Source organism: Escherichia sp. SCLE84 (genome assembly GCF_012584495.1).
Classification (GTDB): Bacteria; Pseudomonadota; Gammaproteobacteria; order Enterobacterales; family Enterobacteriaceae; genus ECMA0423.
On sequence record NZ_CP051430.1, the window covers coordinates 821,976 to 835,137 of the forward strand.

The 13,162-nt window shown below is 48.9% G+C and carries 8 protein-coding genes; 1 reads left to right on the forward strand and 7 read right to left on the reverse strand.

Annotated features, from left to right (window positions below; translation table 11 throughout):
• Positions 1 to 252: 252 nt before the first annotated feature.
• Positions 253 to 4,155, reverse strand: coding sequence for an ATP-dependent RNA helicase HrpA (gene hrpA / locus HGD79_RS04235; RefSeq protein WP_000139567.1), 3,903 nt, complete (start codon positions 4,153 to 4,155; stop codon positions 253 to 255).
• A gap of 200 nt (positions 4,156 to 4,355) precedes the next feature.
• Here hrpA and azoR point away from each other — a divergent pair, with 200 nt between their 5' ends.
• Complete coding sequence (gene azoR / locus HGD79_RS04240) at positions 4,356 to 4,961, forward strand: FMN-dependent NADH-azoreductase (RefSeq protein ID WP_000048948.1); 606 nt, start codon at positions 4,356 to 4,358, stop codon at positions 4,959 to 4,961.
• A 50-nt stretch (positions 4,962 to 5,011) separates the two neighbouring features.
• Here azoR and HGD79_RS04245 read toward each other — a convergent pair whose 3' ends face one another.
• From HGD79_RS04245 to pdxI, 6 genes are all read right to left on the reverse strand, one after another.
• Complete coding sequence (locus HGD79_RS04245) at positions 5,012 to 6,328, reverse strand: phosphatase PAP2/dual specificity phosphatase family protein (protein WP_001585693.1); 1,317 nt, start codon at positions 6,326 to 6,328, stop codon at positions 5,012 to 5,014.
• Positions 6,318 to 8,075, reverse strand: coding sequence for a bifunctional alpha/beta hydrolase/class I SAM-dependent methyltransferase (locus HGD79_RS04250; RefSeq protein ID WP_000431896.1), 1,758 nt, complete (start codon positions 8,073 to 8,075; stop codon positions 6,318 to 6,320). The genes HGD79_RS04245 and HGD79_RS04250 overlap by 11 nt, the downstream gene beginning before the upstream one ends.
• Before the next feature lie 15 nt (positions 8,076 to 8,090).
• Positions 8,091 to 8,987, reverse strand: coding sequence for a phosphatidate cytidylyltransferase (locus tag HGD79_RS04255; RefSeq protein WP_000890931.1), 897 nt, complete (start codon positions 8,985 to 8,987; stop codon positions 8,091 to 8,093).
• On the reverse strand, positions 8,987 to 9,592 hold the full coding sequence (locus HGD79_RS04260) for a CDP-alcohol phosphatidyltransferase family protein (protein ID WP_000177537.1): 606 nt from the start codon (positions 9,590 to 9,592) through the stop codon (positions 8,987 to 8,989). Before HGD79_RS04260 ends, HGD79_RS04255 begins: the two co-directional genes overlap by 1 nt.
• A gap of 170 nt (positions 9,593 to 9,762) precedes the next feature.
• Positions 9,763 to 12,069, reverse strand: a complete 2,307-nt coding sequence (locus HGD79_RS04265; RefSeq protein ID WP_000471490.1) for a DUF2773 domain-containing bactofilin — start codon at positions 12,067 to 12,069, stop codon at positions 9,763 to 9,765.
• 63 nt (positions 12,070 to 12,132) lie between these two features.
• Positions 12,133 to 12,993, reverse strand: a complete 861-nt coding sequence (gene pdxI, locus HGD79_RS04270; RefSeq protein WP_000097794.1) for a pyridoxine 4-dehydrogenase — start codon at positions 12,991 to 12,993, stop codon at positions 12,133 to 12,135.
• Positions 12,994 to 13,162 lie beyond the last annotated feature (169 nt).

The window sequence follows — 13,162 nt, forward strand, 5'->3', positions numbered from 1 at the left end:
CTTAAGAATACTGCGTGAGATAATAGTGAGAAGCGGAGCACTCTGAAAGGAGGAAGTCGTATGTCCTTAACCGCCACTCCGCAAGCCTGACATATCTTTTAAGGAAATGCTGTAGATAAACATTATTCATCTTGCAGCAGAGAATTGTATTTTTCTGAATTCCTGAATTTTTACCCTTACCGTTTTAGAATTAATAAAAAACCCGGCGCTAAATGCTTACCGGGTTTTTTCTTTATCAGGCAAATAGCAGGGTTAACCGCTAATCTGCTCCATCGCCTGCAAAATACGCTTATCTGAAATCGGATAAGGCGTACCAAGTTGTTGAGCGAAGTAACTAACGCGCAACTCTTCTATCATCCAACGGATCTCTTTCACGTCTTCATCCTCACGACGTGCGGGCGGCAGTTTGTTGATCCATTGCTGCCACGCCTGCTGGACGTTTTCGACTTTCAGCATCTGAGCACGGTCGCGATGTGGATCAACCGCCAGTTTTTCCAGCCGTTTTTCAATCGCCTGCAAATATCGCAGCGTGTCGCCCAGCCGTTTGAAGCCGTTACCAGTGACAAAACCGCGATATACCAACCCGCCCATCTGCGCTTTAATGTCAGAAAGCCCCAGTGCCATGGTCATATCCACCCGCCCTTTCAGACGTTTGTTGATATTGAACACCGCAGTGAGGATTTGCTCGACCTGCTTCGCAATATCCACCACCGTGTCATTCAGTTCGGCGCGCACTTTTTCATGCAGCGCAGCAAAGCCTTCTTCCGTCCAGACCGGGCCACCATTGGCGTCGATCAATTGATCCACACCGCAGGAGATACAGTCGTCGATCAGCTCCAGCACTTTGCCATACGGGTTAAAGTACAGTCCCAGCTTGGCTTTGTTCGGTAACTTTTCATGTAAATATTTGATTGGCGATGGAATATTCAGCAGCAGTAGACGGCGAAGACCGTTCCACATTGCCTGCTTTTGCTCCAGCGGGTTATCAAACAGTTTGATCGCCACACTGTCGCGCTCATCCACCAGCGCCGGCCACGCCTTCACTTTGTAGTTGCCACGCTTCTGTTCGTAGCTTTCCGGCAGCTGACCAAAACTCCAGATATGTAAGCCGCTCTGCTCGATACCGTCATCCGCCACCGCAGATAGCGTTTCCTGCACTTTGCCTTTCAGCGCATCTTTCAGATCTTGTAGCGAGCGCCCTTCTTTTAGCTTCTTGTTTTTGTCATCCACCACGCGGAAGGTAATTTTCAGGTGATCAGGCACCTGATCCCAGTGCCAGTCTTCGCGGTCAACGGTAACGCCGGTCATCCGCCGTAACTCGCGCTCAAGGCTGTCGAGCAACGGTAACTCCAGCGGTTTGACGCGGCCTAAAAACGCTTCGGCATAGTTTGGCGCGGGTACAAAATTACGGCGTACCGGTTTCGGCAACGATTTAATCAGAGCAATCACCAGTTCGCGGCGCAGACCGGGGATCTGCCATTCAAACCCGCTTTCCTCAACCTGGTTAAGTAACGGCAGCGGAATATGTACGGTCACACCGTCAGCATCCGCGCCGGGCTCAAACTGATAGCTCAAACGCAGCTTGAGATTGCCCTGATGCCAGAAGTTCGGGTAATCCAGCTTGCTGATTTTTTCTGCGCCCTCTTTGATCAACATGCTTTTTTCAAAGTTGAGCAAATCAGGGGTTTCGCGGCTGACTTTTTTCCACCAGCTGTCGAAGTGACGAGCGGAGATTACATCGTGGCTGATGCGCTGGTCGTAGAACTCAAACAACGTTTCGTCATCAACCAGAATATCGCGGCGACGTGATTTGTGTTCCAGCTCTTCCACTTCGGCCCGCAGTTTCAGGTTTTCACGGAAGAATGCGTGACGCGTCTGCCAGTCACCTTCCACCAGCGCATGGCGAATAAAGAGTTCACGGCATAACGCCGGATCGATCTGGCTGTAGTTGACCTTGCGCGCGGCAACAATCGGCAAACCATAAACAGTGACTTTTTCCGTTGCCATCACCGCGCCCTGCGCCCGTTCCCAGTGAGGTTCGCTGTAGGTGCGTTTAATCAAATGCTGAGCGACAGGCTCCACCCATTCCGGGTCGATACGCGCAGCAATGCGCCCCCACAGGCGGCTGGTTTCTACCAGTTCCGCCACCATTACCCATTTCGGCGGTTTTTTGAATAAACCAGAACCGGGAAAGATGGAGAAACGCGCGTTACGTGCGCCGGTATATTCTTGTTTATCGGCATCTTTCATGCCGATATGGGAAAGTAAACCCGTCAGCAACGCAATGTGAATTTCGCGATACTCCGCCGGTTCGCTGTTAACCGGAATGCCAAGTTCTTTCACCACCTGGCGCAACTGGGTGTAGATATCCTGCCATTCGCGCACGCGCAGATAGTTGAGATAATCGGTACGACACAGGCGACGGAAGGCGTTGGAAGAAAGCGCCTTTTGCTGCTCGCCAAGATAATTCCACAGATTCACAAACGCGAGGAAGTCAGACTCTTTGTCGTGGAAGCGACGATGTTTTTCGTCCGATGCCTGCTGTTTATCCATCGGACGCTCGCGCGGATCCTGAATGGAAAGCGCGGACGTGATAATCATCGCCTCACGCACGCAGCCATGTTTTTGCGCTTCCAGCACCATACGCGCCAGACGTGGATCGACAGGCAACTGCGAGAGCTGGCGACCGAGCGGCGTCAGTTTATAGGCGCTGGCCTGTTCATCCGTGGTGATCGCGCCCAGTTCTTCGAGCAGACGCACGCCATCCTGGATATTGCGTTTATCCGGTGCTTCGACAAACGGGAACGCAGCGATATCGCCCAGCCCCAGCGCGGTCATCTGCAAAATAACCGAGGCCAGGTTGGTACGCAGAATCTCCGGATCGGTAAACTCCGGGCGCGAAAGGAAATCGTCTTCGGAATAGAGACGAATACAGATCCCTTCGGACACACGCCCACAGCGGCCTTTACGCTGATTGGCAGACGCCTGCGAAATGGGTTCAATCGGCAAACGCTGCACTTTGGTGCGATAGCTGTAGCGGCTGATACGTGCTGTACCGGGGTCGATAACGTATTTAATCCCCGGTACGGTCAGCGAGGTTTCCGCGACGTTGGTCGCCAGCACAATGCGCCGTCCGCTGTGCGACTGGAACACGCGGTTCTGTTCGCTGTTCGAAAGCCGCGCATAAAGCGGCAAGATTTCGGTATGACGCAGATTTAGCTTGTTCAGCGCATCGGCGGTATCGCGAATTTCCCGCTCACCACTCATAAAGATCAGAATGTCGCCAGGGCTTTCCTGACTCAGTTCGTCTACGGCGTCAAAAATCGCCTGCAACTGATCGCGCTCGGTGTCGTCGGCTTCTTCAACAATCGGTCGATAGCGCACTTCCACCGGATAGGTCCGACCGGAGACTTCGATAATCGGCGCATTATTAAAGTGGCGCGAAAAGCGTTCCGGGTCGATAGTCGCGGAAGTGATAATGATTTTTAGGTCAGGACGCCGCGGCAGCAACTCTTTCAAATAGCCGAGCAGAAAATCGATATTCAGGCTGCGTTCGTGTGCTTCGTCAATAATGATGGTGTCGTACTGCATCAGCAGGCGGTCTTGCTGGATCTCCGCCAGCAGGATACCGTCGGTCATCAGCTTGACCATCGTGTTATCACTAACGTGATCGCTGAAACGCACTTTGTAACCGATGCAACCGCCCGGCTCCGTTTTCAGCTCTTCCGCAATACGGTTCGCCACCGTTCTTGCCGCCAGGCGACGCGGCTGGGTATGGCCGATCAGCCCTTTAATCCCGCGCCCCAGCTCCATACAGATTTTCGGTAACTGAGTCGTTTTACCAGAACCCGTTTCCCCGGCGACGATCACCACCTGGTGATCACGAATCGCTTCGAGAATGTCCTGTTTTTTCTGACTAACCGGTAAATTGTCAGGATAAGTAATTTCCGGTCGTGCCGCTTCACGCAGCAGGACTTTCCCTGCCGCCTGGTCAATCTCTTTCGCCATCTCCTGGAAAATGGCCTGTTGTGCATCAGGATTTTTAACCTTCTTAACACCGTGCAGACGCCGAGAAAAACGCAGTCTGTCGCGCAGCATCAGCGAATCCAGCCGCTGCTGCAAGGCCGTAAAGGTCAATTTTTGTTGTTCTGTCATAACGTTAGTGGGCAGTAGTCTGCCTGATTAATTTTCTTTTAAATGATAGATATAGAGTACCACATCGCGGCTTTCTATGCGTTGTTCAATAAATTCGAACATAGGCTTCGATTTATTGCGCTATCTCTGTGGCAGGATTGTGAATAAAGTGTCAGCAAGCAACGGGGCATCGCCCATTCAAACATCTATAAGGAAACACCATGAGCAAGGTATTAGTTCTTAAATCCAGCATCCTGGCAGGGTACTCTCAGTCTAATCAGTTGTCCGATTATTTTGTTGAACAATGGCGCGAAAAGCACTCCGCTGATGAAATCACCGTTCGCGACCTGGCTGCAAATCCGATTCCGGTACTGGATGGCGAACTGGTTGGTGCACTGCGTCCGAGCGATGCGCCGCTGACTCCGCGTCAGCAGGAAGCTCTGGCGCTTTCCGATGAGCTGATTGCCGAGCTGAAAGCCCACGACGTTATCGTTATTGCGGCACCGATGTATAACTTCAACATCTCAACTCAGTTGAAAAACTATTTTGACCTGGTTGCACGCGCAGGCGTTACTTTCCGCTATACCGAGAACGGTCCGGAAGGTCTGGTAACGGGTAAAAAAGCCATCGTTATTACCAGCCGCGGTGGGATCCACAAAGATGGACCAACGGACCTGGTGACGCCGTATCTGTCCACGTTCCTCGGCTTTATCGGCATTACCGATGTGAAATTTGTCTTCGCCGAAGGGATCGCATACGGTCCGGAAATGGCAGCGAAAGCGCAGTCTGACGCGAAAGCGGCCATCGACAGCATTGTTGCTGCATAACCGGACACGATCTTGATGTGGACTGTAGTTCAGTCCACATCTCAATCCACTTACCTGTTTTCCCATAATTTCAGCATCGCTTTGTGATCTTCCTTAAGCACAATATGCGAACGTCTGGCTCGAATATAACTAATCGCTTCATCAACGGTTTTACAGTGTCCGTAACATAACAACCATGCCGCCACTACCAGCGCACTGCGCGATAATCCCAACGCGCAATGGACCAGAACGCTGCCTTGCTCTTCGCGTAATGTTTCCAGCATCGCCACGGCCTGTCGGAGCTCCCCCTCTTCCGGAACCACCAGATCCAGCATCGGTACACAGAAATAGAGTCGATCTTTTGTCGCTCGTCCCCGAGGGAATTCAAAGGTGACGTCCAGAACCGCATTCTGTGCCGGAATATGTCGTGGAAACGCCCCTAAATAAACACCAGCAGTCATTTTGCTCACCGGCTCCAGGCGACGACAAAACCAACGCATAGACAGCCACATCCCGATGCGCCAGGGCAATGTCAGCCAGTAAACGGCGGGCGGGAGTTTCCCCTGACTATCTTTCCCTGTTGTTATCGCGCCAAGCCCACCGTACCCACGGCCAATAATGAGTAGCGATAATACTGGCCAACATAACCAGACTGACCACCATAACTGAATCATCACCATTAGCTCCATCAACACAATGCACGAGCCCGCGCCTACGACATATGGCAGTGCTATTTTGATTCGACGTTGATCAGGTTTCTGATAATTCCAACGACGATCGACGGGCACCATCCAGTCAATCAACATACCTACCGCCAGCCCTGTGATGACATCAATAAAATGATGCTGCCAGGTCGTCAGAGTAGAAATAGCGATGAGTAAAAACCATCCGCCACAGACTTTACGCCACCTCTCAGCCAGATGCTGACGAAAGTGACGCCAAAGTAGCCAGCAGAGAATAATATGCAGCGAAGGAGGCTGGTTATAAGGCAGATCAAACAGTTCAAGTTGCGAAAATAGCCATCCCGTCACCCCACTCACTTCAGGACGGATAAAACTAAACTTCAGCGGATAGAGCAAAAAACCGCAGCAGGCCATTACCGTTGCCAGAATAAGCCGGTGGACAAGTCGGCGCTGTTCGAATGTCGTGCTACAAACGAACAGCGAAAATCCATATAAAAGATCCAGACTCCAGTAAGGAACAATAGTCCAGGGAAGAAAAGGGATCGCCGTTTCCCAACCGAATACCTGACTGGGGATATCATGGCTGTTAAGGTCCTGAACCGCGGTGAACTGATTAAGAGATCCATAGGTGAAGAAGAAAAAAGGGGCCAGCAACAATAACCAGCCAGCGCCTTGTAGCAATACGTTCCGACGTTCAGTTATCACGACGCACCGCCATCGAAACCGTAAAAATACCCCACTCATCAATCCGTTGTGTGCATTTATCAAATCCGGCATCACGCACGAGTGAATCCATCTCCCCTTGCGAACGCACGCGCATCACCCACGGTTTACCATCTTTATGACTGGTTAACACCCCGGCAATCAGCTCCAGTTGTGGGTGCCACGGCTGCCCAGTGTAGATGAGAATGCCACCCGGTTCGATGGCATTGGCAAGACCTGCGAGTGAGTTTTTTACCTGCTCATTTTCGGGAAACAGCTCATACAGTCCAGAGACAATTGCCAGCGTAGGCCGCGGAGTTAACGCGCTGAGTTCCTCCGGGTTAAACGCATCGCCCTGTTCAAAACGCACCCGCCCAGACATTCCCCGTTGGGCAATCATCGCTTGCCCCTGTGCAACATTTAACTCACTGTAATCACGTAACAAAATATCGCTTACGGCAGGCTCGTTTGCCAGCGCATCCAGTACATAGCGCCCATGCCCTGCGGCAATGTCAACCACGCGGACGGCTAAACCTTTGGCGTGGAGATCGGCAACGGCTTGTTTAATCAGTATTTGTAAATGGGTTTTACGCTGGCGAATACCGCGCCAGCCAATACTGTTCAGGTAGATTTTGTCAATTAAGCGCCCGAATGCGTTACTGCCTTGCGGTTGATTTTGATAGACATAATCCAGGGAACTGCCTGAATCAAAGCCGGTGCTCATTCCGAGATGCAGGCCCGCAGAGTGCGCCCCGAACAATTTCATCGCCTTTCGCATAAAGCGATACGCCAAATCAACCGGCGATAATGGCACGGGTCCACCTGAAAGGAGCCGCCAGCGATCCGCTGATGGTCCAGTGCGGTCTTCATGCTGATAATCAAATTTTTGTGACTTGTTAGCATATAAACGACGAATAAAGCTTTGCATTTTTTCAAATGCCTGCGCCCTGTTCTCTTCACCCAACGTGTCGTGATAAAAGCCTGGCAGCAGATGCAGCTCTTTCAGAGGGCTACGTAATCTCTGATAAAAATCAATCTGCGGTTGGCGATGCACCACATAGTCATCGCCTGATATCAGAAGTTGCGTGGGGAGCGTAATCGCCGCCGCATCTCTAATAATACGTTCAGACGTTTTATAGAGATCGAGCAAGATATTGACGGCAATCGCCCGTGTGATCAGCGGATCATTATTGAAACTCGCCACCCGTTGCCGATCGTGGGTCAAATAGCGTCCTTTCACATAGGAATTAATAAAAAACAGACCACGCAGACGATGCCATAACGCCAGCGCAGGACGTGCCAGCGGCACATACAATTTAACCTTAAAGGCCGGAGAAGCCAGCACCAGCCCGCGAATTGCAGGCGCATAATCATGAACCCATGTGGCAACCAGCACTGCGCCGACGCTTTGCGCGATCACTACCACCTCATCCAGTCCGACCTGGCTATTGCTGGCAGCAAAACGAACAAATTCATCGACATCCTGCACTGAACGCGCAAGAGATGGGCTATAACCACGCGCCCCCGAAGTTTGTCCATGCCCTCGGGCATCCCAGGCATAAAAAGCAGTATCTGGCATCGCCAGTTCATCAACGATATGTTGTAGACGACCAGAATGTTCATGGCCACGATGAAATAAGACGATGACCTTTTTCGCCCCGGGCTGTAAAGCGGGCCAGTGCCGATAAAACAACGCTGTATTATCACTGGTGGTAAAAAAATGTTCCCCAGAGATGCGTGAATTTTCCATTTTCTCTATTTTCCTTCAGTAACAGCAGTAGCGTATAAAATAAAAAAATACCGGAGCGGTGAAAATTAATGAGTCAATCCTGTCAAGGAGTCCGCCATGTCCTGGTAATAGTTTTCCACTATCTTTAACACCAATATCTCGTTTGATGGCTGACATCACTACATCGCCGCAAAAACCACTAATACCAATTAACAAACCCGCTAATAATGCCTGTGATGTATTTAGCGGTGTCAGCAACGGTCCAATAATCAGTGACGCAATCATGGTGGTGATGACGCCCCCCACCAGACCTTCCAGCGTTTTTCCCGGGCTGACTTTGGGGACCACTTTTCTTCTGCCGCAGGATTTCCCCCATAAATACTGTGCAATATCGTTTGACTCGGTTAACGCCAAAAGAAATAACACCAGTAACGCCCCGCCCTGGATATTCATGGATGGAAACATTAATAACCAGGCGGCATGACTCAAGGCGAAAACGGTCATTATCCAGCCCCAAAAAATAGCGCTCACGGTATGCAGAAAACCGGAGGGTTCACCCACAAAAACTCGCCAGGTGGCTAATATCAGAAACCCAGACAAAGGTATAAATAACAGAAACAGCTCAAAGCAATTAAAACCGATAAGCAAATAGTTAAGAGGAATAACCCAATATAACCACCGCGGAAAATGTATGGATATAAGCGTACAATATTCTTTCAATGCCAGAAAACTTATCAGCGCAAAAAACGTCAACGTCATCCAGCGTGGACCTGAAATCACCAGTGAAAAACAAATGACGATGCCCCACCAGGTACGAATACGTAATGTAACCTCACCCCCTTTTCTCTCCGGTAACCGCCATAGCAGAAAACGGTTTATCAGCGTTGCTAAAATTAACAACGCGAAAAGTGTTGCCAGAGATTTTTCCAGCATTATCTTTCAGCACTCATAAAAAGCACACTCCGACAACGATTAATCGCAGTCCAGAGAAGCAGAATTGAAGCAATGCTCCATAAAAGATTATTCCATTGCATCCACTGTGGATAAATGGAAACGGCCAGCCCCCACAACCCAAATATTAACGCACGATCGCTTTTGCCGAATGGACCGGCATAACTGCGAATACCGTTAATTGTCTGCGCGAGTAAACCACAAAACTCAGTCAATATGGTGCAAAATAACATGAGTATTACGAGTGATGCGTTACTTTCCGGTAAAAATAAAAACGGTAAATAGAGCGCAATATCGGAAATAACATCGCCAGTTTCATTCAAAATCGCCCCCAGACGTGTTTGCTGATTGCACTCACGCGCCAACATGCCATCCAGCGCATTGAGCGCCATACGGATAAAAAGCACGATGGGCAATAGCAAAAAGAGGATGGGTTGTGCCACCAACACCAACAGCAATCCGGTAAGAAGAGAAAGCGCCAGTGCAGCAAGAGTGATGTGATTCGCTGTAACGTGGTGCTTGTAAAGCCAAAACATCGTCGGCCTTAACAGCGACTGAAAGAGCGGTTTTATCTGGTAGAGCGTCATTATCAATCCTTGATAATTCGGTTTGCGCTATGGTGCATCAATTCCCCTGACGGAGATATCGCAACACGCCGCTTCATTAAAAATTCAGAATATATCAAGGTATTGGGGACTCACTGTCAGGAATAATTATCCCCAATTAATCAAAGGGTTAAGAAATATTACGTTGTGGATCAATACAACTCATCAAGTTTTCTCATCGCTTGTTCCCGTATTGCGCGCGTCTTACCGTTAAGCGCCAGCTGGCGGACTAAATCCAGTTCAGGGTTAACAAGCTCTAACGCCAGCAAAGGATCACGTTTCAGCCTCGCCTTTAATACATCAACTGGAAAACGGGGATTATTCATCGCCACAATCCACCACTCGGGATCAATTTCTGCCGCCAGTACTGCAGGCGGTGTGTGGCGGTTGTTAAGTGCGCCGAACTTGAAAAATGTGAGATTGCTTTTCGCCAGTGTACTCCACCATATACGATCCGGTTGTTTTGCCAGTACATCCAGTTGTGCTAACGCATCGGGGTCGAGTGCATAATAGACGCGTAATGCTTCATCAACCTGCGCACGGGAGCTGTTTTCCTGCCTCAGAAAAAACTTCGCCCAAATATCATTGCGTGGCGTATTTTGCTGTAATTCCTTGAGGACAACAGCGGGTAAATTATCCCAACTAACTAATGCACTCTCTAAAAAGTCCCAGTCTTCCAAACGTATCAGGGCTGTGGCATTTAATAGCATCTGATCATCAACTTCACCGTGGCTGATAAGCTCAGACAAAATCATATCAGCGCTGGTTTCATACGCAGCTGAATCTGCTTTCGGATTATTTTTCCGATGCGATAAAGCACGTTGCCAAATTTTTTGTTTCATCGACGTGCTCAGATACTGATTTTTCGCCAGATTACTCCACCCCTCAGGATCGTTGAAACGTGTCAATAACCGTTGTAGAGCAGCGTCAGAGTGAATTACCTGCATATCCCGACAGCAAAAGTAGGCAGGGGATTTTTTCTCCATCCTTTTAACAAAATTAAACTGTAAGTTATCTGGCAATGCTAAAAATAACACACGTATTAGATCATCGTCATTCTCGAATTTTTGGTATAAATAGGCTGCAACTTTGTCACTCTCTTGTGGCGTCATCCGCAATAATTGACCATGGTGTTTCATCTCTGCCAGCTTGAACGCTAAGCTTGTGACAACATTGTTTGATGAATCGTTCGCCAACTGCATTGCCTGATTGTAGGTGAGTTGTCCTCCAGCACCGACCTGACGAATAGAGGAATCATCACTGCGGATATAGCCATCAATAATGGATTCAGGCAATAACCACGCATCTTTATAAAGCTCCTGAATGATCATATCCCAATCTCTTTTCGCCAGAGTCATTACGATATCCAGAGGGAGATTTTCACGTAGCGCAAGATTCAACGGACCGACACCATCAGGTAGACGACTCATTCGCGTCATTATTTCGACAGAGAGCGGTTCACGGTCGAGCAACCCCAGAACAACAGGCTGGTAACCCAATTGCTGATCGGTCAACTCCAGAATCTCATTGTCAGGCATATATCTCGCCATACTTTCAATCGTTTGTTCATCATTGCTATTAATAAGTTGTTTGCGTAGGTTAGCTGAAATTCCTTTAAGCCTTGGGAGAGTTCGGATTATGGCAAGATCAAATGTCGCAATATCTCGTCCTTCAAATGCAGCAACGTTGCCTTCATCCAGCATTTGCAATTCCTGCACTAACTCAGGAGAAGGCTTAGGGCGAAACAGCGCTTCTTTTTTCATCTGATTACAGACATTCCCTGCCATGCGAATATTGCTTCGCTTAAAAATTTCTTTCAGAGCATCTTCATCATTTATTAGACCCCAATAATATGCATCAGGATTTATTATCATCAGCGCTTTTTTGACATTTTCAGTGTCATTTTTGTCACTCGCACGGACCATGAATTCACTATTTGTCGAAGACGCAACAATAGGTGCAATTATGTCATTGATAAATATCCCACGCGCATTAATACTCCCCTTAATCGTAGACGGATTATCGTAATATGAGTCGATAAATACCAGTCCACTTGCATTTATCGAACCGGTAATTAACAGTGGTGAATCCGTAACTATATTCGTTGCCGTCACGTTACCGAGAATAACCCATGGATTAGAAAGAGAGAAAGTGGAAATATTACCTTTGACTGTCAAATTACCAAGAACAATCAATTTTTGATTACTCTCTATATTACCTTCTACCACTAAATCGCCACGATGCACTTTCCAGTCCGATGCAGATAAACCGAAGGGGACAAGATTCACGCTACTGTTGATAGCTTGTTCAACTTGTTGTTTATCTTCAGCGGTAGCCGCAGAAAAAAATGGTTCAATATCAACTGTATTTGCAACACATCGAAGTTCCGCCTGTACTGGAAGACTCAGCATAAACAGGGGAAGTAAACCTATCCAGCCGCAAATCCTGGCCTTAAACATATGCACTCCATGCCATTAAAAAAGAAACAAAAGGGAAATGCATCTTTCCCTTTTGTATATTCGTTATTCTCGCGAAATACCATCCAACGTAGACAACACTTCCTCAGAAAGATGCAATTTTTCAGCAGCCATATTCTCCCGTAAATGCGCAACAGAAGACGTCCCTGGGATCAGCAAAATATTCGGTGAACGTTGTAACAGCCACGCCAGCGCCACCTGCATGGGTGTTGCACCCAGGCTCGCAGCAACATCCGACAGCGTAGAGGATTGCAGCGGTGTAAAGCCCCCGAGCGGGAAGAACGGCACGTAGGCAATGCCGTCACGAGCCAAAGCATCAATCATTGCGTCATCAGCACGATGAGCAATGTTGTATTCGTTCTGCACACAGACGATTTCGGCAATCTTGCGCGCCTCTGCAACCTGCGTCGGTGTGACGTTGCTTAGGCCAATATGTTTTACCAGGCCTTGTTGTTGCATCTCTGCCAGCACGGTCAGGCTGGCTTCAATCGATCCTTCCGCTGGGCCATGACCATCCCCCATCATAATGCGCAAGTTAACCACATCCAGTACGTCCAGCCCGAGATTACGTAGATTATCGTGCACCGCTTTTTGCAGCTCTGCCGGAGAAAATGCGGGCAACCAGGATGCGTCCTCTCCACGCCGCGCACCAATTTTAGTGACAATTGTCAGGTCGTCAGAGTAAGGATAAAGCGCTTCGCGGATAATCTGATTGGTGACGTGCGGACCATAAAAGTCGCTGGTATCAATGTGATTGACGCCCAATGCCAGCGCCTCGCGCAGCACGGTTATAGCGACGTGGCGATCTCTTGGGGGACCAAAAACCCCAGGACCTGCCAGTTGCATCGCGCCATAACCAAGACGGTTAACGGATTTTGTACCGAGAGTAAATGTATTGCTGCTCATCGCACCCTGCCCTGTAATAAAACGGATTGAGAAAAATCAGTATAGAAACGAAAAGAGATAAATAATGCGAAGGCGTAAACAAGATTACTGGATGAGTTGCTCTATTGTCCTGAAAGACACCAAAACAAAACGCGTAAAGCGCCGCATTCGGCAATAAAAAAACCGCAAC